The organism is Anaerobutyricum hallii DSM 3353, assembly GCF_000173975.1.
GTDB lineage: Bacteria > Bacillota > Clostridia > Lachnospirales > Lachnospiraceae > Anaerobutyricum > Anaerobutyricum hallii.
This window is the reverse complement of record NZ_ACEP01000015.1, coordinates 1-22978: the sequence shown is the minus strand read 5'-3', so window position 1 is coordinate 22978 and position 22978 is coordinate 1. Positions and strand designations below refer to the sequence as shown.

The following is a 22978-nucleotide window of genomic DNA, read 5'->3' as shown; positions in this document are numbered from 1 at the left end:
GCATTATTGTCCTTAATAATATATGACAGAAAGCCAAAAAATATGATGCCCAGAGTCAAAATATCAAAATACCTTCTCATTTGCAAAATAAGGTATTAAAATATAGAACTCCCGGCATTCTTGCTGAGAGATGCGCATCATGTAATGCATGACATACTTCTTCTGCGCATCTCACATCTGATATAAAATATTTATTATGGATTTACTAAAATATAACCGCCTGCACTAGATACACTCTTATAATAAACACTTGTAGATACACTCTTACAAGGAATCATATATTTTACAAGCTCCTTCATTGTAGTGAACTTAATTCTCTGTTTTTTACCAGACCATTTTCTTGTTGCAGAATCTGCCACAATAACCTTCCCTGTATTTGTCATACCAAGAAGTACCATTGTATGTTTCGAAGATGACCACTTATTTGTGTAAGAACCAAATCTTCCATTCTTTTGTGTACGATTGTTCACTTCAATAATAACAGGATTACCAGTTTTTAGATGTTTTTCAATCTGCCTTACTGCTGTTTTATCCTTGAAAAAACGAATATATCTGTTAGAGATATTACAATAACTTAACACTTTAGAAATACCGTAAAGAGAAACCGGACGCTGTGCTCCAAGAGACTTTCTGTAGTTCGCATTCCATCTGCTGCTCCCAAAAACCTTCTTCTCTAAAATTCTAGATGTCTTATTCGGTGTATAATTTCTATATTTTTTGCTGTATCCTGATAAAACAGTTGTCAGAGAACATACCGCACATCCATGTAAAGAAATAAAAGAATTCTTCTTATACTTCTTACTTGTCTGTGCAAATACACGATATGTTCTCTCACCATTCCCGCTCTGTACAGTTGCTTTATAGATATCTACCTTCGTATTCTTTGAAATAGTTGATTTTTTCGTTACGATCTCCTGTGCAGACACATTCATTCCTACAGAAGAAAGCAACAACACTCCGGCCAGAACAAATGCCATTATTTTTCTAGATAAATTCATTTTTCTTTTACTCTGTTTTTTCCCAAAAAACATATAATCCTCCTTTTTGTTTTTATATACTCTCAAAATCTTCGCACATAATCAAATGTATGAAAGCTTATGAACGCACACCTTAAAGCGTGTAAAATTCCTACTTAACAAATGAAACATACATTTTACATACCCGGCCATTATAACACAGCATTTATTCTGTGAAAAGAGAATTCTATAATTGTTTGTATTTTTCGAAAATTTAGCAAAATTCAGTTGACAAACATATGTTATCATGATAGAATGCTTTTTGTCAGGTTTGTACATCTGAATTGCTGATGTAGCTCAGTCGGTAGAGCGTCGCCTTGGTAAGGCGGAGGTCTCGAGTTCAAGTCTCGTCATCAGCTTGTTAGTATAAACGAAAATGAAAAGAGAATTATCTAACTATATGCTTCTTATCGCTGCACTAAAATGTTCAGTCGCATTTTAAGCTTGTTCTAAGACGCATATATTAGATAATTCTCTTTTTATTTTCTATTTATGTTATGGGAAGATTTAGGAATGGGAGAATTTTGGCTTCTACTTGCTCTTGAGGTAAATAGAGCACTTCCGACTTATCTCCCTTTCTCCTTAAAGAGAAACTAGAATCACACAGCCAGCCAAAGACAGAAAATGAACTGCCAGCAGCTCCTATCTGCGACCTCGAAACCGCAGATATATAGCCTGTGAAAAGAAAATCGCCTTATGAAAAAGTATTGATTTTGCGACTTTTGTGTTTTTTACAATGGAGTCAAAATCAATACTTTTTCATCAAAGACTTCTTCTCACCGCGACTAAAGTCACAGATAGGGGCCGTTTCTAGAGTGTGTTTCGTCCATTGATTCTATTATCAGTTTCTCTTATACAATACCTTCATGAAGTCAATGTAATTTTCTGATTGTGTGATTTTTTCTATCATCTCATCATTTTTTACGAGTGACATGATTTCATCATATACACAAACCAAACGATTCTCATCCCTGATTTCTTCTGGGAGCGCCAAAAGGAATATAATCTGTATGTTATCCTCCTTATAAGGCATTGGTCTTCGAAATACTCCTACAGATAAAACAATGCTGTCTCCTGCTTTTTGTACGGCATGTGGAATTGCAATGTTATCTATAGTCATGCTCGAACGGGATTCTTTTTCCCATACCCGTTCTTTAAAATCTGCATCTACATAACCTCTTTTTTCAAGAGTGTCTATTATATAGTTTAATGCGGAAGTATAGTCTTCCTGTTCTGATAAATTAAAGAAAGTATCTTCTTTTAAAATATTTGCCATGACATACCAGTTATCATCTAAGATTGCAGCATCTGTTCCTTTACAAAACTTTGCCTGTCGAAGCTTATTTTTTAATTCATTTTCATCAAAAATCTCATGGATATAGATGACTGGGCATTCGCACTCTATGATGTGTTCGGTTGTGCAAATGACAATATCATACTGGTCAAGTATTCCGCTTACCGCTTCTGACGGTGAAAGAATGTCAAGCTGGCTGCTACTGTCTACTACCTTACGAATCTGTACGGCAAATAATTGTGCAGTCACTCTTCCCTTATCACTGATAACCGCTATTTTCTGTTGCTTCTGATTTAACGTATTTACTTCTAAAAATACGCCAAAATAAGCAGCGAGGTATCCCATCTCTGCCTGTGTGACAACAACTTCTGCATCTTCTTTAATCACTCTGGCTGCTATTTCTGCCATTTTAAATGCCAGCGGATATTTATAGTGAATATCCTCAAACATTGGATTATCGATATGTACATTATAGCGGAGCCGATTAATCATAAACATGATATGATACATGAATTTTTCTGTAAATTCGTGCGTATCAATCGAAATATTTAATTCCTGACGAATCTGTTCTACAATCTTTTGTAATAACGGACGAATCTTTTCATCTAGTTCGATGCTGTACATATTTTTACTGTCCGCCGGAGTGCGCATTCCGATAATTGGAAGAAAAACAAATATTTTCTCCTCTATAGGAATCTCAATGTAAAATTCTTTTGAAATATCGTCAATTAATTCATCCACGAATGAAAAACTGTTTCTCGATACCAGATTATAGTATTTTTCCGGCATACGGGTAATGACATGCCCCGTTAAAAACCGGTCAAACATCAGTGTCATATAGTTTTCAAACATTTTCTGCGTGGATTCCTCAAAATTCTTTTCCGCCATTGCTTCACGAATTTTCCCTAACATCAGCTCATCTTGTGGATAATTCTGATAAATAGAGCCAAAAAGATTCTCCATCACAAACTTTCGGATATTTAGCTCTGAACCGCCAAGTGCAAGTCCCTTACTGGTCTTACCTACAATTTCAAGTTCATATTTCTCCATTGTCTGGCGAAGCTTTTTCAAATCACTGATTAGCGTACTTCGCCCTATATTCATCTCATAGGCAATATCATCGGTAAGCACTGGTTCCATTGCCCTCATAAGCTTCGCAAAAACATACTCCTGCCTCTTCTGTGAAGAGTTCATCAAATCATCTGTCTCAATAATACGGGCATATGCATTCTGAAAATCTCTGGTATCAAATACCCGGAGACTGCATTTACCCTGATTAATCTCAACCAGACCACTGTTTTTCAATTCTCTGTTAATATCTTTAATATCATTTCGAACTGTACGCTCACTCACCCCAAACCGCTGTGCAAGCATCTCAATATTCAATGCAGAATTTTTTCGCAAAACAGACAGAATGTTAGCCTGCCTGTTATCACCAAATAAATTTTTCATACCTCATCCATTATCCTTTTCAGATTTTTTAGATTTATCCAGAATACTGCCTCACTAATATTTAATCTCACAAGAGAGGAAAAGAGTTATATCTGAGATATATCAAATATTAATGGGACAGTATATCTGTTTTGTATTCACTTTTTAGGTAGCTATCCAGAGCATTTTTCAAACACGCTCTGGAATCTATTCACAAAATATCGCTTTCATAATTCTGATATTCCGAATAGCTTATAAATTTATTCTATAATCTGAATCGTTGTACCAACTTTAATTTCCGGAACTGCTTTTTCTTCTACATAAAGAGTTCCAGGAAGCTCTGCTTCTGTCATTCCGTTAAAACGGATAGTACAATGACCAAGACCTGCGAGTGTTACCGGCGCTTCTTCTCCTACGCAGGTAATCTTATATTCATTTTCATCAATCTTTAATGTCTGTCCTGCTTTGATTTCTCCATTGATTGGATTCACATCTACAGAATAGCAATAATCTCTAAGTTCTGCCGGAGCGCTGTCTCCAAAAATAATAATGAAGTCTCCTCCGTTCATCATCATAATATCTTTTCCAAGTTCTTTTACTTTATTCTCATAAATTACAGCCATGATTTTTCTGTCCTTTCTACACTTTGCTCCCTTTACATTGTAACACATTCTCCAATACATTACAGAGCTAATTTTTACATTTTTTCTATTACAATCTTCTTTATCGTTTCATTTGCAGCCTCATCTACATACTTATTTATAAATCTTATTTGTAAACTTTCTTTGCAAATTTTCTTTACTATAAATTTTTTACTATACCAAAATAGTTTTTCTTTTTAACTTCCCAGAAGGCGTTTGAAAAATGCTTTCTGCAAGATGTGCAGATTGCAGGAATGATTTTTCAAACACGCTCTAATGTACTTTTGGAACTTTCCCACAAAATCAATTGTGAGAAAGATTCCCGAAATACATCTTATATTCTCTTCTTACCCTACTTATGCATATAATCCAAAGCTTGCTGCATACGCGATCAATACTCGAATCCAGCCTGTTAAGAATCTGGAATACATAACGGAAAGTACACCAACTTCGATGGTTTCAGGCTCTGCTTCCGCAAGTCCAAGACCTACCGGGATAAAGTCACATGCGCCTTGACAGTTGATTGCGAAAAGGGCTGGAAGTGCAAGCTGTGGAGCGATTGTTCCCTTTCCAATTTCTGTTCCGATTAATGTTCCGACAATCTGTGCGATAACGGCACCTGGTCCAAGTAAAGCGGATAAACCTGGGATAGAACAGATTACACCAAGAGCAACCAGTCCAAAAACATTTCCTGCTAATGGAGTTAACAGTTTGGCAAATGCGTTACCAAAACCAGAACCATTAATGATACCTACAAGTAAAGATACAAATGCCATGAATGGAAGAAGTGTTGTGATACATGTCTGAATGGCATCACGGCCTGCCTGATAAAAGGTATTTACAAACTTACCAACACCTAAACCTACTTTTGTGATGATAGATTTGTTTTCCTGTGCCGCAAGTGTTTCTGATACTTTCTGATCTGCATTAAATTTCACTGCTTTTTCTTCTTTTTTCTCGGAAACTTCTGTAGCCTGCACTGCCTCTCCCTCTTCTGCAAGAGAAATCTGTTTAGAAGTAACTGCAGATACATAAATATCTTCTGTAATAAAATTAGCAAGTGGACCAGATTTACCAACTGGCATTACATTTACCGTAGGAATTCTTTTTTGTGGATAAATACCACAGCGAAGTGTTCCACCACAGTCTACAATAACCATGGCAAGTTCTTCTTCTGGTGCAGAACCGTGGAAGCCATCTACCGGTGTCATACCACTGAGTTCTACGATTTTTTTAAGACATTCTGGTGCAGTTCCACCACCAGTAATGTACATAACTTTATTTTTCTGTTCTGTTGGACGAATAATAAGTGGACCACCAAATCCCTGCGGACCTCTTTCAATCCTGATTGCTCTTAATTCTGACATTTCCGTTCCTCCCTCTATCGTTTCCTTTAATTTTCTGATATTTTTAATGTACGGCTAAGTTTTACACCCTGCTGTTTTTCTACATATCTTGTTGTAAACTCTGTTACCCATCCGGAAATAAAGTTTGCTACAAGACCAACTAAAAGATAACGTACTGCTAAAGGTGTTGTATCTAATTTTAAAGTAGAGATTCCATTTGCAATTCCAAGCCATACAAAAAGTTCAGATGCATTAATATGTGGGAAAATACCGTTGTTTGTATGACAGTGATATGTAGCGGAGGCATAGTATGCTGGTTTATAAAATTCTGGCATGAATTTACCCATGGAAAGAGCCATTGGGTTACCTAACATAAATGCAGATACAAATGGAAGTACAAGATAACGAAGAATCGGATTCTTGGTACATACTCTTGCAAGTTTATTTACAGATTCATCACCTGCTAATGCGATGATCGCATTCATTAATAATAACAGCATCAGGACTGTTGGAATAATTCCTGTAACCCAGCTTACAAACTGTTCTCCACCTAAGGTAAAAAGATTCATAAATCCTGAAGCCAATTTAACTAAAATATTCATAGTTACCTCCCTCTTTACGCTCCTGCGCGTCGATTAAATAGATTTGTTACCACATTGCCTGCTTTCTGGAAATTAGAAGGAGGCTGCGCTATCTCTTCCCCTGCCATGTATTTTTTATAGGTTAGTGCTGCGTCCTCTACGGCTTTTCTCAGATTCTTATGACTTTTTTCTACATCATTTGCAGATAAATCTCCAACATAACGTCCTTCAAATCCCGGAAAATCTTTTACTCTGGCAAGAAATGTCGTTCCTTCTATCTTTCTCGATTCCTGAATAATCCCCTTTTCATCTATGCGAAACATTACGATTGCCCCTGCATGGAATCCTCCCGACTTTCTGCCAATTGCGACCTTGCCCTTCCGTCTTAACCGAACAAATTCATTGTTGAAATTCTTCATCTGAAAACTGCTTAACACAAACTGGATGACAAATGCCAATCCAATTACAAGTGCTATTTTTATCATAGCGAACCTCCTTCTCTCTTCCCTTTCCATAAATATGTTTCCGGGAAATCTACTGTAAAGACAGCTACAGCAGATATTCCCCTGAGCTTGTTTAAAAAATGCTCTGATACATATTATGTCAAGCAGATTATCCTCTGGATTTTCCTCCAGAAATGTTAACTGTTGTTCCTGTGATGTAGCTTGCCTGATCCGATACGAGGTATGCTACAAGACTTCCTACTTCATCAAGCTTTCCGTCTCTTCCGATTGGAATTACTTTACTGTAATCTGTGGATAAATCTTCTGGTTTTACCCCTCTTGTATATGCTAAAGCTTCATTGTAAGCTGTGGTACGAAGACCTGTTGCTTCCATGATTCCCGGTGCACATGCAACAACTCGTACATTGTACTTTCCAAGTTCCTTTGCCCAGGAACGAGTGAAGCTGTCTACAGCACCCTTTGTAGCAGAATATGCTGACTGTCCTTGAGAACCTTCTTTTCCAGATTCACTGGACATATTTAAGATAACTCCATGTCCCTGTTTTACAAGTTCTCTTGCAACTGCCTGTGCACAGAGAAAAACACCTTTTACATTAACTGCGAACATCTTTCCAAAAGAATCTTCATTTAACTCGTATTCTGGCTTTTCTCCCTTTACATCAACAAGTAATCTTGGAAGATTAATTCCTGCATTATTTACTAATGCATCAATCTTTCCATATTTTTCAAGAACGGCCTGCACCATCTGGTTTACGCTTTCTGGGTCTGTAACATTACACTGTACACAGTAAGCGCCGTCAAGTTCATCTCCTGTTTTTACATTAAGGTCAACGGCAACTGCATTTGCCCCAACCTTTACAAGAGTATCTACTACATGTTTTCCGATACCGGAAGCACCACCTGTTACAATAACCACCTGTCCGTCTAATCCCAGCCAATTTTCATTCATCATGTAATCCTCCTTTTTAAATATACTTTTCAAATCTTTCCTGTCTGATTTTTAAGTACTTAAGCACTTTTGATTTACAATGCCATTATAGTAAGGATTACCCGCTTTTTTAATACGTGCTTTTTCGGCCTTTCTGAAAATTAATTATATGCCAGATTTCCTTATTTGTGAAAAGGTTTAGTACAGTGGATTTCCTGTTTTTTGAAAAGCGTTAGTGTGGAGAATTTCCCAAACAGGGAAAAAGGGCTGATTAATGATTTGGAGCAACTAATAGACGAAGTCATTGCCCCTAATAAGGCATATTTGTGATTTTAGTCATGGCGCGTTGAATGTTCGCTTTATGCGCTCGCATCCAACACTTGCTCCGAGACCACAAATATGCCTTATTAGGGGCAATGACTTCTGTGCTGTGAATGGAAAAGGTGAATTAAACAGCTGGTGGGCAGTTTGAAACTGAAACTTTTATCTTCTCTATAAATGCGCCTTAGCAAATGATGGATGTAGTCGAGCATTCATCATGCAGTGATACGAAGCATTTATTATACAATGCCCTTTTGTCATGGTTGTCTGTTTATCCTTAACTCAGTTTTTCTTTTAAAATCTCCAATGTTTCTTCAATTCCCTTATCACCTTCGTCTATGATCAAGTCAGCATATTTCTCGTAGAGTACGCTTCTCTCTTCGAAAAGGTCAAGTAAAGTCTGACCATCTTTTAAGGCTACGCCTCTTCCTTTTAAATCTCCAAGTCGTTTGGATAGAATCTCATATGGGCAACGAAGATAAATTATCTGGCAGGTATCTTTGTAATGAAGCATTGCTTCTTCACAATATACTGCACTTCCACCTGTAGCGATGACAGAATGCTTTGCATTGACTTCGCGGTTTACCTGGTTCTCTACTGCAAGGAATCCATCATGTCCCTTTGTTGCGATAATATCTTTTAACAGCATTCCTTCCTGTTCCTGAATGAGAAGGTCTGCATCAAGGAACTGATAACCTATCTCTTTTGCTAAAATAACACCAATTGTACTTTTTCCTACACCGGGCATCCCGATTAAAACGATACTTTTTCCGTCTTTCATAAATTGCTCCTTATATATCTTATTAATCTTCTTAAAATTCACTTCGCAGAGCATTTCACTTATCATTTGGTTTCAATTCACAGTCAGTAAATCACATGGAAGCCTGTCAAACCTTAAATGCCGACCTAAATTTAACTTCATATCAGTAAAATTTACTTACTATTTATCCCAAAATATTCTAAAGAAAAACTATTTTCTGCTTACTTATGGTTTGCATACTTTACAAGCTTCGTAGCCTTCTTTTATTAAAATATCTCTGCTTTTTGAAGATATGACCTTGTTCTCCTCATTCATCTGCTTTACAAAACGGCAGGTTGAAAGATGAAACTTGCCTGTGTCTTCATTTATAACATAGGATACCTTATTTTTGGAAGTATTTTTTGCTGTACTTTCTGTAGTTTTTTTCGATGAAGTTTTTGAGGATGCCTTATCTGTAGTACTCTTTGCTGTAGTACTCTTTGCTGTAGTCTTTTTTGAGGAAGTCTTAGAAGTTGTTTTACCTGCACTATCCTTAACAGAACCCTTTTTTGAGGCTGTACTCCAACTAGAAGAAGAACCTTTTGGCTCGCCTGGTGTCCATGTTGTATCTGGTGAAGCATTCCATGTAATATCACTTCCATCACTGTAGGCTACAATTGTTCCCTGATTATCGGTACGGAAAGTCTTAATACCTCGGCTTCGGAAGTTATTTAACGTCTGTGCGGATGGATGACCGTACTTATTCCCCTCACCACAGCTAATGACAGCATATGCAGGACTCACTTTATCAAGGAAATCATCGCTGGAACCAGTCTTACTTCCGTGATGGGATGCTTTATAAACATCGGCAGAAAGGTCTTCTCCTGTATCTATCATATCGTCTTCTGCCTGCTTTGCTGCGTCTCCTGTAAATAGAAAACGATTCTTACCATATTGGAGCAAAATTCCAATCGACCAGTCATTGGTATCATCCCCATAATCCTTTACCGGTGCAATTATCGTAAATGTTGCATCTCCTAAAGAATATGTCTTGCCAAGCTTCGGAGCCTGCGCTTTCTGGTTCTTAGACTTTAATGCCTGCACAACATCATCATATGTCTTCGTATCCGAGGTGACATCCGGCATAAAGACCTTTTTACAATCAAACTTATAAACAACAACATCAAGCCCGCCGATATGATCCGCATCAGGATGGGTACCTATAGCGTAGTCAATCTTCTCCACATTTTGACTATCTAGATAAGACTGTACCGCTGTTCCTTCGCTGTTGTCTCCTGCATCAATAAGCATCGCATGGCCTCCGACCTTTATTAAGGTAGAGTCCCCCTGTCCCACATCAATAAAATGTACCTCCATACCAGAACCATTCTGGCTTATCTTACCATCCGTTTCATCTCCGCTTCCTGAAATTGCAACAGAACTGCCCTCACTGCATCCTGCCATACAGAATGCAAGTAATAATGATAACAAAAGTATTTTTATCTTTCTCATCTTCGTCCTCCTCTTACAAACATATGTTTGTATATTATCATATCGTATTTTGAAGCAAAGGTCAATAGCATTTTGCCCTCTTCCTATCATACCTTGCCATATTTTGTTTTCATATCCCCTCTGTTTTTATTAATTTTTTACAGGAACACATCATATAAAGCGATTGTTTTTTTACAAAAAATACGATATGATAATATACAATTAAGAAAGGAATGTGTGCTATGTTTGAAATGTTTGCTACCATTGTAGCTGCCTGTGCTGCCGCTATCTATGGTCTTTCACGCTCAGTTTTTATGTCCGGCGTACATCGTAATCTTTATCGCGCCGCATTTATCGGTATTATTATTCTTGTGTATGTTACTTACCGCATTTATCATTACATCAAGTTTAAGAATATCAAAAAACTGAATGTCGATTTTGATGATTATCTTTACTATGATAAGTACACCTCCCCACTTTACCGGGCAGGATATTTTATCAGTTATCTCGTACAGAATATTCTCTTTGACTATACATACATGAAGAGAAACTACAACTTCTGTAAAGGTCTTGACGTTTACGATGGTGGAGTAAGCGAATACTATATCAAGTTCCGTAATACCTGGTATCGCTATTTAAAACTCACTATGATTCGTCATCGCATTTCTTTAAAGAAATTGCAGGCATTTTCCTGTGATATGAAGAATGAGATGATCATTGCTGCTTTAAATACACCAGAAGAAAAAGAAATGCATCACCAGTTTACAAAAGATGCTGCGGCATATTTTCAGGAACATCAGTCTTTTAACAAAAAAGTTATTGAACAGTTTGCAAACTATGCGGAGATTACACCAATGTTTCGAAAGAATGTGTTAAAACATTACCGCGCTCTTGCTTATACGGCGAAGAAAGAACCTGAGATGGTGGCGATGGTGAAGAAGCAGGAATTCCGCAGAGAGAGGGATGTTAACGACTTTAAAAAGATGAATTTCCGATAAACGGAAATTTGTGATTTAATTCATTAAGAAACACACAGCCCGGGAAGAGAACCGATCCCCTATATTTGTGACTTTAGTCGCTGCAGGTTGAATGTTCGCTTACACGCTTGCATCCAACCTTTGCTCCGAGGCCACAAATATAGGGGATCGGTTCTCTTCCCGGGCTGTCTATTTTCTAATGAATTAAATAGTAAAATTATTCAGCGTAAGTATTTCTTTTACTTTTTAATATTATAATCCAGATAAAGTTCTCATTATCAAATCTACATCCTTATTTTCAAGTTCTTGGATGATATGTAGATATGTTTTCTGTGTAGTTGTCATACTTGCATGTCCCAGTCTTCGTGCTACACTTGCAATAGATACTCCAGCAAATAACAATAACGATGCATGCGTATGGCGAAGACCATGAATAGAAATATCGGAAATGCCACACTGTTTACAATGTCTTGTAAGGACATCATTAACTGTAGAATTATAAATTTTTGATTTACCTATAAAAATAGGTTCATCTTCCGGTAAACCTTTTATCAACTCCGAAAACTTGACTACTATTTGCCAGTCAATCTGAATCTTTCTTACCGATGACCTGTTCTTAGTCGGCAAAAACCCTCCTTCTCCTTTGTAATCCCAAGTTTTACTTATCGACAAAGCCTGTCTGGCAAAATCAAAGTCAGATGGTGTAATCGCAAGAGCCTCTGAAAAGCGCATTCCTGTTTTTGCAACTAAAAGTATAAACCAATCCCAGTTTGGTTCTTCTGAAAGATCTAAGCTGGCAATTAACGTATGTAATTCAAACTGGTTTAAATATTTTATCTTTTTGGCTCTCGGTGTTTTCCCTTTAATAATTGCCTTTCTGGTAGGGTCTCTTTCAATCATACCTTCATCTAATGCATCTAAAATTGCTCCTTTGAGCTGATGATGAAAATCTAATGTAGTCTGTCTCTCATGCTCTTTCGCATAATCATTTAAAATCTGCTGATATGCTGTTCTTGTCAACTCAGAAACTTTTAATTCTGGTGCCAGTTTCTGTATCCACTTCTGAGTCATTAAATACTTCGCCATTGTAGCTTCTCTTATCGCACCTTTCTTATACACATCAACCCACTGGGCGTAGTATTCATAAAAGAGAGGTGAATTATTTGTGTTATTAAGCATAAGTTCCCTCCATCCCTTGAAATTACTTACGCTGATACAAACATTTAACAATGAACCTTTTTATATACTTGCTATTAACGGCTTAATTTCTTTCTCCAGTGTCTCCTTCAGTTCCGCTATCATCCGGGAATAATATTTGAACTTAGGTAAAGCTTTCTCCTGCTCTGCCTTATAACTAGTATAATCAACATTCTTTTTAATTACACTTTCATTAGGAATTTCACCGTTCCTGTAATGCATTGCCGCATACATTACATCACCTTTCATTGCATACCAGCTTTCACAAAATTCAGAAACAACTTTTTCTATGCAATCCTGCTTCATATTTTCTACAATATTAAGAATAGACTGTCCCTTATATTTTGTTTCATCTTTTTCGATTTCTTCTATCAAATCAGACATAATATCTGCTACTTTTTCATTATCCTTACGTAATTCCTCTACATACTGTTTTGCTTCATCTATCTTCTTCTGTCTCTCTTCTGGTGTTATATCTTCTTCCTCTTCTGTTGGTGTAACAATATTTTGAATAAGATTGATGATGTACTCATAATCAATTTTTGTATTACTATATGCCATCAATTCATAATCCTGATCTACATCCGTCTCCTCTATGGCAGTTTCTGAATCATTCGTTTTTTCTTCTCGAATTTCCTCCATTACATTTTTATAATGTCCTACATAATCATCATACTCTTGCTCGGTAATTCCATATTGTTCAAGCATACTGTCGTCATAGTTTGTAAAGGATTTTAACTGGGCAAACAGACTGTCGAAAGATTGGAACATCTTCGCAAAAATCTTCTTTTCTTTCATAGACATTTCAGGGATTTCCGAAGGACTCTCGGCACAAACTCTGAGCGCGGAAAGGGCTTTGCGAAATGCCGGTTCTACCTCTTCCCATTGTGCTAAAATTGCAATTCCTGTACTACCTGCTGAGTATAATTTTACTGCATTATCAACACTTTCTTTAAATAATTTCGGAGCTTGAAAGGTTACAATCTGCCCATTGCTTTTATTTTTATCAAAAATACGATTCGTTCTTGAAAATGCCTGTATCAAATCATGCGGTCCCATTGGCTGTCTGTCAATAAAAATAGTGGACAGACAAGGTGCATCAAAACCTGTTAATAAGCGGTCTACAACGATAACCAAATCTAACTGTTCATTTCTACTCTTAAACTTTGCATCCTTTCTCGCCAGTCTTTTGTTAAGGTTTCCATTATAGCCCTGTATCTGTGATAATTCATATTTGGTGCCAAACATTCCATTATAATCATCTAAAGACTTTTGCATTTTCTGTTGGTTCACGCAGGAACCTTCTTCATTTTCTGTTACAGAATATGTAATCGCAAACTTAGGAAAATCCGGCAATACCTGCTTTATCTTTTCATCAATTTTTAATGAAGATTCCCCATTTTTTATTTTTGTCAGTAAATCATAATATTTCTGTGCTAATTGAATGGAACTTGTTGTAAGAAGTCCCTCATAAGTCTTACCTTTTCCATTTTGAAATCCCAATTTATGATAGGATTTATTAAGAATAATATCAAGCACCCGTAACATATGCGTTTCATTATTATATACACTGCTATCTGTTTCATCTGCTACATTTTTCGGACCATTATGTTCCACTTGAAAACCTAACACTGCTTTATCATGAATCGCATTTTGTATTGTATATTTGTGAAGACGTTCTCCATACAATTTTTCTGTTGTTCTCGGCAAATCTCCCAACTGCGGATATGGATTTTCTGCAAACCGAGGCGTTCCGGTAAAACCATACCACAAAGAACGTCCAAAAAATCTTTCTAATTCTCTTTTCGTCTTTGGTGTAACAGCTCTATGACATTCATCTACAACAAATGCAATTTTTAAATTTTTAATTTTCTGATATTCCGGTGTATCTTCCTTTAGCCTTTTACTAATTAAAATCTGCATTTTCTGAATCGTTGTAACAATAACCTGCCTATCTTCAGATTTTAGCTTTTTCTTTAAATCATTCACATTATCGGTCTCATCAACATCCACCAAATCATTATTTGCATATGCCTGAAAAGCCATTGTTGTCTGTGTATCTAAATCTTTTCGGTCAATCAAAAAAATTGCTTTATCAATTGCCGGAATATCCATCAATAAATTTCTGGTTGCTTTATAAGAAGTTAATGTCTTCCCTGATCCAGTCGTATGCCATACATAACCAGACCTTCCCGTTTTTGAAGCCTCCCTTATAGATTCAATTGCATGAATCTGATATGGACGAAGTAAAATCAACCGTTTCGCATCTTCATCTAAAACCGTATATCTTGCAATCATTTCATGTGCTTCCGGTATTCTAAGTACACTTTTTGCAAAATCAAGATAATCAGATACAGAATTATTCTCCTGATCCACCCATCCACTCATAAATTTGGGATTTAATTCCGTATCCCCGGCCGCCGCAAAATATCTGGTATCTACGCCATTGCTGACAACAAACATCTGCACCGCTGAAAAAATACCGGTAAACTTACCTTCTCCAATATACTTTCTAATCTGCCAGAATCCATCTATATAAGAATGCTGCTTATTCTTCAATTCTATATGTATCAATGGAAGTCCATTAATCATCAACGTCACATCAAAACGTCTGTCTCTTGTTGATGCTGCAGTATCTTCTTCCGTTTTTAACGCACTGTACTGATTAATCACCTCATATACACTACTTCCACCTGCTATATGTTCATGATTCATGACTACAAGATGTAATCTTTCCGTATCTCTTTGCACATGTACCTGTACTTTTCCGTTTTCACCAACCAGCCATTCTCCAGCCTTATAAAAGGAAGAAAACTGTAATTGGTTTTTAACCTGTTCAAATTCTGAATCCGAGAGCAGTTCTCCATTCAATCTGTCTTTATTATTTTGCTCAAGAATATATTTAAAATTTGCCCATAAATCCGCTTCCGTTTTTAAATCTTCTCTGTAAGTCCACTGGGACTCTCCGTAGACTAATTGTTCTATCAGTTTTCTTTCTATTGTTGATTCTAATTCTGGCATTTGGTAATCCCCCGTAATAATATTCTATTTCTATCCTCTTTCTTAGAAACCACCATTTTGATATGCTCTTGCAATCACATAAGATGGTTCGTAAAAAGCACTGCAATTATAATTATCAATCACATCGCAAATTTCATCATTATAAACCCAAAGGATTCCCTCTGTAAAATCCTCTTTTCTAGAAAGTGTATCTGCAATCAATCTTTGATATACTTCTCCCATATCCAACGAAGTCGGAATAAGCGTTGCTAATTCTGAATCGACATTTGTAATGTCAAAACTTCCTTCTACAAGTCCATAATCTCTAATCCAATCCGCTTCCACCTTTTCTAGATTCTCACAATGCAACGTGCTGGCACAGCTAAGTAAGTGATATAATTCATCTTTCCCTATAGCATTCACCACATATTTATTCTTCTGCTTAATATGTCTGGCCACACGTTCAATCATATAACAAATAAAATATAAGTCATTCATAGTTATATCTTCGTCTGGAAAATATTTGTTTTTCATAATGTATTTCTTCCTTTAAATCTTCCTTTTTAGGCTGAATTTTATCTTTTTTCTATAAAAACATATTTTTTAGCATGTATTTTCTTATAATTTGTAGTTGATTGCACTTGCGCTGGTGAAGAGTGATGAGGTTATCGATGTTGCGGAAATATGTTCCTATTTTGGTCTGCTCTTCCTTTTTGGGAACTTTAATTTCAAATTCTGCATATTCCTGTGCATTTACTCCGGGCTGTCCAGAACGTTGAGAAGTCACAGCAATATACTTGTTATATCTGTCTGTCAAGGTATTCTGAAATACAAATTCCGTGTCATATTCTTCTTTAATTCTTGCTCGAATCAAGAAGCCTGCATAGTAAACTAATCCATCAGAATTCTTGTAAATATAAGATTTTCCGACACTTGCACCTGTTCTTGCAAATAGAATATCTCCTTCAGTTAGTTTATAATTATCTGCACCAGTTAACTCAATATCCGGGGAAGTAAGATTGTCTGTTAAAAACTCATGTGTGTTATCGTCAATATCTGTAATTCTAATATATTTATTTTCTCCATCATATTCTTTCGCTGCTGCATTCAATCCATATTCAAAAGACGATGCAAGTTCACCCAACTTACGCTGTTCCCAATCTTCCGTATACCCCTTAAATCTTATCTTCGTCTTTCCCATTTTCTCACCTCTCCATCTTTTTAACCAGTTCATTTAACGATGCCATTATCTTCTCATCTGATGATGTCAGCTCTTTTAAAAGAGATAAAAACTCTCCTTCTGCCTGTTCGATTTCTTTGTTCGTCTGTTCCATTTCTTTTAAAACTTCATTCAGGTCAATTTCTGGTTCTTTTTCAAATGTATCTACATAGCGAGGAATGTTAAGGTTAAAGTCGTTCTTTTCGATATCTTCAAAGCTTGCAAGGAAGGATTCTTTTTCTACTGTTTCTCTCTTACTATATAAATCCATCACAGCTTCAATATGCTCGTCTGTCATTTCGTTCTGTTTTTTGCCTTTATTGAACTTTTTAGATGCATCAATAAATAATACATCTCTTCCATCTCTATGTTTTTTCAATACAATAATACAAGTCGGAATAGAGGTGTTGTAGAAAAGGTTTGCCGGAAGACCAATTACTGCATAGATGTTGCCGGAACGCAGTAATTTTTCTCTGATTTTTCCCTCTGCCGCTCCTCTGAATAGTACTCCATGAGGGAGAACGATTGCCATTGTTCCATTATTTTTTAAATGATAAAGTCCATGAAGCAAGAACGCATAATCTGCCTTTGATTTTGGTGCCAGCACACCATAATCACTGAATCTTTCATCCTGTAAAAACCCGGCTGCTGCGCTCCATTTTGCAGAATATGGAGGATTCATAAGTACCATATTAAAGTCTGTTTCTTCTCCTGTAGGCCAGTCTCCATCTAAGGTATCACCATTTCGAAGCTTCTGATTTTCTGCAACGATTCCATGCAAAAACATATTCATTCTTGCCAGATTATAAGTTGATGTATTTAATTCCTGTCCATAATATCTAATATATTCAGGATATTTTACATATTTTTTAGCATTCAGAAGAAGGGAACCCGATCCCATACATGGATCATACACAGATAACCCTTTCTTTTCTTCTTGTCCATCAATTGCAATCTTCGTTAAAATTTTAGATACTGCCTGTGGAGTATAGAACTCTCCTGCCTTTTTACCCGTTTCTGATGCAAACTGACCAATCAAGTATTCGTAAGCATTTCCAAGAATCTCTGCATCTGAATTTAATAAATCTGCTTTATCAATTTCCTTGATCAAATTGGCAACTGTATCACTCTGTTTCTGGTCTCCTGTTCCCAAACGATTCGAATACAAATCAATATCCGTAAACAAATCTGCAAATATAGGATCACTTTGTTCAATATTATTAAAAGCTTTTTGTAACTGCTCTCGGTTAAAGGAATTATTTCTTGCCGCATCTGCAAAACAAGTATAGGTAAGTTCCGGTTCGATCACATAATGACATTCCTGTTTCATTTCTGCCTTTAACTCTTCCCCATCTTCGCTCTGTAATACTTCTTCATAAGCTTCCAGAGCTTCCTTTAAAGTTCCCGGTTTGCCATCACAAATCATATCGTATACTTTAATCAGAAAAGAATCTGATAAATATTTATAAAAAACGATTCCTAACAAATAATCCTTATATTCATTTGCATCCATCTTCGAACGAAGAATATCCGCTCCACTCCATAATACACTAATCAAATCTTTGCTGTTTTCTATCTCAGCCATTTTTCTTTATCCTCCGCTCTTTTTCCTTTCATCACCATTGGCCTGATGATTTATAACTATTTAGACCCATACAGTTTTCGATATATTTTACGCAATGATTCTAAATACTTACGATGATTTACAGTAAAAGTATACCATATTCAAAAAAAATTGATATATAGAAAACCTCACCACAGGACTACTCCTGCAGTGAGGTCTTACAATCTTCGTAATATATTCAATTCATCTATTGAGGGATATCGTTTATATATTTTTTCAATCCATCTTCGTTGAAAAATCATACTCTTCATTTTTCTCAATATAATATGACACAATATCCCCTACCAAAATAATTTCATTAGAAAGAATATTATCCATATTACTCATCTTCCCCTATGTTTTTCCTTTTTCTTTTCCTGTCTTAACTGAAACTGATATTCCGCTTCCGCCTGTTTTTGCTTCCTGCTTTTTATTTTGCGTTCCTGCTTATTCTGCTCTTGCTGTAGTTTAAGTGCCTGCTGTGACTTTGTTCCAATCCCGGTATTACGTAATTGTTTTTTTACTTCTCTCTGTCTCCTCTTTGGATTCTGTTTTACCTCCTTAATAACGGTTGTTACCGACGGGCTAAATTGCAAATCATAGTAGTGTTTTAATAAGAACTCGTACACTTCATAATCCTTTGGTTCAGTACCAAATGTTACTTTTGATACAGATAGTTTCTTTCCTTGAACTTTCTCGAAAACACCTACCCAGAATGGTTCCTCAAAATACACTGTCAATTTGTCACTTACTTTGTTCATAAATCTTCCCTCCTGAAATGAAAATTAATAAATGAACAAAGAACGGACAACCCGGAGGGGCAGGTTACTTACCACATTTTTTTGTGACGGCCGGGCTACCTACCGGCTCTGGTATATATTTTTATATACGTTGCGTTTTTATCTCTGTTTTTATACTTTTAAAATTGTTACTTCCACTATATCTCAGCCTGCACTATATGACCCAAATTCAGTTCATCGCAAAAAAGGTCATATACATACGATGAACTTTCACAATACAAGCCGGTTTCCTTATCCTGAAGCTTTTCAAACACTTCAGAATTATAAAACTTATTCATTGCCTCATCATATTCTAATCCCTGTTCTTCAGTAATCATATCTACAATGTCCAAAATTATATATTCAATCAACTGGTCTTGCTTACTCTATAATCTCATTTTCATACTGGCGAAATAATAATGCCATATTATCATCCTCCTAAACAAATCCTATAAAATATAGTATATCATAATCTCAAAAAAATTAATATACCAGCACGAATCTCAACTCCTATTAATCCATTAAACAGACAATAGAATTCTAAAAAACTCTTATTCACTCACAACCATTTCATAATAAACAAAAACTTCAACTTTCATCCCCAAATCATCCCAGCTTCTGCTTTAATTCCCCCATCCAGCCACAGCCAGCCCTCGAAGAAAAAAACACCCTATATTTGTGGCCTCGGAGCAAGGTTTGAATGCGAGCGCATAAAGCGAGCATTCAAACCGCCGCGACTAAAGTCACAAATATAGGATATCTTTTTTCTTCGAGGGTGTCTGTCTGTCATCGAATTAAACCAGAACTACTCAGAACTATTTCCCCATTCTCTGTCTCACGATTTCAAAGGCAAGTACTCCCGTTGCTACAGAAGCATTCAGGGAATCAATATCTCCCTTCATCGGGATAGAAGCAATGTAGTCGCACTTTTCTTTGACAAGGCGGCTTACACCATTTCCTTCGTTTCCGATGATAAGACCGATAGAACCAGTAAGATTTAAGTCATACATGAGTTCTCCACCCATGTCACCGCAGACAAACCACATACCTTTGTCCTTGAGTTCATCAATTGTTCTGGAAAGGTTTGTTACGCGAGCTACTGGTGTGTAGTTTAATGCACCGGCAGATACTTTTGCAACAGTACTGGTAAGTCCTACTGCACGTCTTTTTGGAATGATTACGCCGTGTGCGCCTGCGAGGTTTGCGGTACGGATAATCGCTCCTAGGTTATGTGGGTCTTCGATTTCATCGCAGAGAATGAAGAATGGAGCTTCTCCTTTTTCTTCTGCTTTTTTGAATAAATCTTCTACGGTTGCATATTCGTAAGCGGCTGCGATTGCAACAACACCCTGATGCTTTTCGTGAAAAGATAAAGAGTCTAATTTTTCTTTGGAGACAAACTTGATTAATGTATCTCTCTTTCTGGCTTCGCGAAGGATCGACTTAATCGGACCATCCTGGCAGCCATCTAAAATGAATAATTTATCAATTGTTTTGCCGGAGCGGTATGCTTCCATTACCGCATTACGTCCGACAACGGTACACTCTTCGTATGCCATATTTTTCCTCATTTCTATCTTTTAATTATAAATTATCTGCATCCGACAGACAAATTCGGATTAATTCCTCTAACCGCTCCATCTGTCCGGAAAGATATAAATATCCCATTAATGCTTCAAATCCAGTGGCGATATGATAATCGTGGCTGGACTGATTCTTTGCAGGTGATGGAGATTTCGCATTCTTTCCGCGGCGAAAAACTGCCTTTTCCTCATCGGTAAGTAAAGGCTTGATTTTCTCCATCATCGCTGTCTGTGCCGCCGCATTAACGTAGCTGATCGTTTTCTGGTGATAATGGTTTGCCTTATCGTTTCCCTTTGTCACAACCATTGTGCGGACAAACAGTTCATAAATACAGTCCCCGATATAGGCAAGCCCCAGGGATGAGTATCCCCGAAGCTCTTTTTCTGTTAATGGAAAATGTTCTGCAATTCCTTTTAAGCACGTTTCCATTTGACACCTGCTCTTGTATCTTCAAGAATGATTCCTTTATCTGCTAATAAATCACGGATTTCATCGGCGCGGGCAAAGTTCTTTGCCTTTCTTGCTGCCTGTCTTTCCTCAATCAATGCTTCAATATCATCATCAAGAAGTTCTTCTTTTTTCTCTGTGATAATACCAAGAATATCGCAAAGCTGTACGATTATGTCAAGAAGCTGCTGTGCATATGCTTTGCTTCCGCTTTCTGCTGTAACGTTAGCAAGTTTTACAAGTTCAAAGATTGCAGCGATTGCATCGGCTGTGTTGAAGTCATCTTCCATAGCTGCTTCATATTTCGCTTTTAATGCATTTGCCTCTTCTAAGTTCTTCTGATCTTCTACGTTAAGTTCTCCTTCTGGAGCTGCTGCGATCACTTCCCTTAAATGGTCAATTGCTGTGAGGATTCTCTCAAGACCATTCTTAGAAGCTTCTACTAACGTATCGCTGAAGTTTAATGGACTTCTATAGTGTGCACTTAACATGAAGAAACGGATAACCTGTAATGGATACTTTTCACTGATTTCTCTTACAGTAAAGAAGTTTCCGGCAGATTTGGACATTTTCTTATTATCAATATTTAAGAATGCATTATGCATCCAGTAATTTGCAAACTTTTCATCGTTGCATGCTTCGCTCTGTGCGATTTCATTCTCATGATGAGGAAATACTAAGTCCTCTCCGCCTGCATGAATGTCGATTGTATCACCAATGTACTTCTTAGACATTTCAGAACATTCGATATGCCAGCCTGGACGTCCTTCACCCCATGGAGATACCCATGCAGGTTCGCCCTCTTTCTTTGGCTTCCATAATACGAAATCCATCGCATCTTCTTTCTCATCACTTACTGCGATACGGATTCCTGCTCTCATATCATCAAGATTCTTCTTAGAAAGCTGTCCGTAATTTTTAAACTTACGAGTACGGAAATATACAGTGCCGTTCTTCTCATAAGCATAACCTTTTTCAATTAATGTAGAAATCATGGCAATCATTCCGTCAATTTCTTCGGTTGCTTTTGGATTATGTGTGGCAGGCTCGATATTAAGCCCCTCCATATCTTTTTTACACTCTGCAATAAAACGTTCTGAAATCTCAGATGCAGGAACGCCCTCTTCGTTTGCTTTTTTAATAATTTTATCATCAACATCTGTAAAGTTAGAAACGTAATTTACATCGTATCCCTTATATTCGAAATATCTTCTTACCGTATCAAACACGATCATTGGTCTGGCATTACCGATATGAATGTAGTTATATACCGTAGGTCCACAAACATACATTCCAACCTTTCCCTCATGTACTGGAACGAATTCTTCCTTCTGTTTGGTAAGTGTATTATACAGCTTCATGTTATTCCTCCTTTATCAATGAAAAAGCTCCGTCTCCCCGGAGAGACGAAGCCTTCCGCCGTCTTTATTCACGTACTTTTTAGTCTATTCAATTTCCCTGCTTTTGTCAATAATAAATCAAAAAAATGTTAGCTATCTAATATTATTATTCGCATCTTTTAATCGTAAGTGAACTCATTTTACAGGAATAATCCTTTTCAGTGACATGCTCCCACCACTTAAATCATAGATTTTGAAGTGGGGGCTTCTTGCTCAATGGCTCTACTGAGCCAAGTATCTACAAACTATCCTCGCGTGCCCCGCGATTCTTTTGCCCGGATACGGGCATATTTCTTATTATCAGCTTGTCCGGATACGGACAGTTTATGCTGTCAACATCCTTCTTGCCTCTTCACGTATGTTGATTGCTGCATTACAATCTCTGTCCATCTTATTTCCACACACACAGTGATAAACTCTTTCGGATAATTTCAGCTCTTTCTTTACCCTTCCACATTTACAGCATTTTTTACTGGAAGGAAAGAAACGGTCTACCTTTACCATTTTCTTCCCTTTCCAC

The 22978-nt window shown here is 36.9% G+C and carries 21 protein-coding genes and 1 tRNA gene; 2 read left to right on the top strand and 20 right to left on the bottom strand.

Going from position 1 to position 22978, the window contains the following annotated elements; all coding sequences use genetic code 11:
• Positions 1–194: 194 nt before the first annotated feature.
• Positions 195–1031: a C39 family peptidase gene (locus tag EUBHAL_RS01180; protein ID WP_005343764.1), complete on the bottom strand. Its 837-nt coding sequence runs from the start codon at positions 1029–1031 to the stop codon at positions 195–197.
• 271 nt (positions 1032–1302) lie between these two features.
• Between EUBHAL_RS01180 and EUBHAL_RS01175 the strand changes: the two genes are divergently transcribed.
• Positions 1303–1375, top strand: a tRNA-Thr gene (locus EUBHAL_RS01175).
• Positions 1376–1857: 482 nt separating this feature from the next.
• Here the strand turns inward: EUBHAL_RS01175 and EUBHAL_RS01170 are convergent.
• The 8 genes from EUBHAL_RS01170 to EUBHAL_RS01135 form a co-directional block, all read right to left on the bottom strand.
• Entirely contained in the window at positions 1858–3762 is a 1905-nt protein-coding gene (locus tag EUBHAL_RS01170) for a BglG family transcription antiterminator (RefSeq protein WP_005343762.1), read from the bottom strand.
• 239 nt (positions 3763–4001) lie between these two features.
• Positions 4002–4412, bottom strand: coding sequence for a PTS glucitol/sorbitol transporter subunit IIA (locus EUBHAL_RS01165; RefSeq protein ID WP_005343760.1), 411 nt, complete (start codon positions 4410–4412; stop codon positions 4002–4004).
• 326 nt (positions 4413–4738) lie between these two features.
• Positions 4739–5749 (bottom strand): PTS glucitol/sorbitol transporter subunit IIB, encoded by a 1011-nt coding sequence (gene srlE / locus EUBHAL_RS01160; protein ID WP_005343759.1) that lies wholly within the window; start codon positions 5747–5749, stop codon positions 4739–4741.
• Positions 5750–5775: 26 nt separating this feature from the next.
• Complete coding sequence (gene srlA, locus EUBHAL_RS01155; protein ID WP_005343757.1) at positions 5776–6330, bottom strand: PTS glucitol/sorbitol transporter subunit IIC; 555 nt, start codon at positions 6328–6330, stop codon at positions 5776–5778.
• Positions 6331–6344: 14 nt separating this feature from the next.
• The gene (locus EUBHAL_RS01150; RefSeq protein ID WP_044921334.1) at positions 6345–6794 is read right to left on the bottom strand and encodes a transcriptional regulator GutM; all 450 of its coding nucleotides are present in this window, start codon (positions 6792–6794) and stop codon (positions 6345–6347) included.
• Between the two features lie 127 nt (positions 6795–6921).
• Positions 6922–7722, bottom strand: coding sequence for an SDR family oxidoreductase (locus EUBHAL_RS01145; protein ID WP_022170492.1), 801 nt, complete (start codon positions 7720–7722; stop codon positions 6922–6924).
• A 577-nt stretch (positions 7723–8299) separates the two neighbouring features.
• Positions 8300–8803 (bottom strand): shikimate kinase, encoded by a 504-nt coding sequence (locus EUBHAL_RS01140; protein ID WP_022170491.1) that lies wholly within the window; start codon positions 8801–8803, stop codon positions 8300–8302.
• Positions 8804–9007: 204 nt separating this feature from the next.
• Entirely contained in the window at positions 9008–10273 is a 1266-nt protein-coding gene (locus tag EUBHAL_RS01135; protein WP_044921331.1) for a ComEC/Rec2 family competence protein, read from the bottom strand.
• Between the two features lie 221 nt (positions 10274–10494).
• Here EUBHAL_RS01135 and EUBHAL_RS01130 point away from each other — a divergent pair, with 221 nt between their 5' ends.
• A complete protein-coding gene (locus tag EUBHAL_RS01130) occupies positions 10495–11250 on the top strand; it encodes a hypothetical protein (protein ID WP_022170489.1) in 756 nt (251 codons plus the stop codon).
• Positions 11251–11481: 231 nt separating this feature from the next.
• On the opposite strand, the gene EUBHAL_RS01125 is transcribed toward EUBHAL_RS01130, so the two are convergent.
• The 11 genes from EUBHAL_RS01125 to EUBHAL_RS01075 all read right to left on the bottom strand — a co-directional run.
• Positions 11482–12408 (bottom strand): site-specific integrase, encoded by a 927-nt coding sequence (locus EUBHAL_RS01125; RefSeq protein ID WP_005343740.1) that lies wholly within the window; start codon positions 12406–12408, stop codon positions 11482–11484.
• Positions 12409–12468: 60 nt separating this feature from the next.
• On the bottom strand, positions 12469–15447 hold the full coding sequence (locus tag EUBHAL_RS01120; protein ID WP_005343739.1) for a type I restriction endonuclease subunit R: 2979 nt from the start codon (positions 15445–15447) through the stop codon (positions 12469–12471).
• Between the two features lie 42 nt (positions 15448–15489).
• Positions 15490–15960: a hypothetical protein gene (locus tag EUBHAL_RS01115; protein ID WP_005343737.1), complete on the bottom strand. Its 471-nt coding sequence runs from the start codon at positions 15958–15960 to the stop codon at positions 15490–15492.
• Between the two features lie 52 nt (positions 15961–16012).
• Positions 16013–16627 (bottom strand): restriction endonuclease subunit S, encoded by a 615-nt coding sequence (locus tag EUBHAL_RS01110; protein WP_044921340.1) that lies wholly within the window; start codon positions 16625–16627, stop codon positions 16013–16015.
• Positions 16628–16631: 4 nt separating this feature from the next.
• The gene (locus EUBHAL_RS01105; protein ID WP_005343734.1) at positions 16632–18230 is read right to left on the bottom strand and encodes a type I restriction-modification system subunit M; all 1599 of its coding nucleotides are present in this window, start codon (positions 18228–18230) and stop codon (positions 16632–16634) included.
• A 362-nt stretch (positions 18231–18592) separates the two neighbouring features.
• Positions 18593–19009, bottom strand: a complete 417-nt coding sequence (locus EUBHAL_RS01100) for a YjdF family protein (RefSeq protein WP_005343731.1) — start codon at positions 19007–19009, stop codon at positions 18593–18595.
• A 176-nt stretch (positions 19010–19185) separates the two neighbouring features.
• Entirely contained in the window at positions 19186–19398 is a 213-nt protein-coding gene (locus tag EUBHAL_RS01095; RefSeq protein WP_242648717.1) for a hypothetical protein, read from the bottom strand.
• Positions 19399–19842: 444 nt separating this feature from the next.
• Positions 19843–20586 (bottom strand): 23S rRNA (guanosine(2251)-2'-O)-methyltransferase RlmB, encoded by a 744-nt coding sequence (rlmB, locus tag EUBHAL_RS01090; protein ID WP_022169543.1) that lies wholly within the window; start codon positions 20584–20586, stop codon positions 19843–19845.
• Between the two features lie 25 nt (positions 20587–20611).
• A complete protein-coding gene (locus tag EUBHAL_RS01085) occupies positions 20612–21040 on the bottom strand; it encodes a Mini-ribonuclease 3 (protein WP_005343726.1) in 429 nt (142 codons plus the stop codon).
• Positions 21025–22419 (bottom strand): cysteine--tRNA ligase, encoded by a 1395-nt coding sequence (gene cysS, locus EUBHAL_RS01080; RefSeq protein ID WP_005343724.1) that lies wholly within the window; start codon positions 22417–22419, stop codon positions 21025–21027. The genes EUBHAL_RS01085 and cysS overlap by 16 nt, the downstream gene beginning before the upstream one ends.
• 363 nt (positions 22420–22782) lie before the next feature.
• Positions 22783–22978, bottom strand: a 196-nt coding sequence (locus tag EUBHAL_RS01075) for a zinc ribbon domain-containing protein (protein ID WP_005343722.1), incomplete at its 5' end; no start/stop codon positions are given.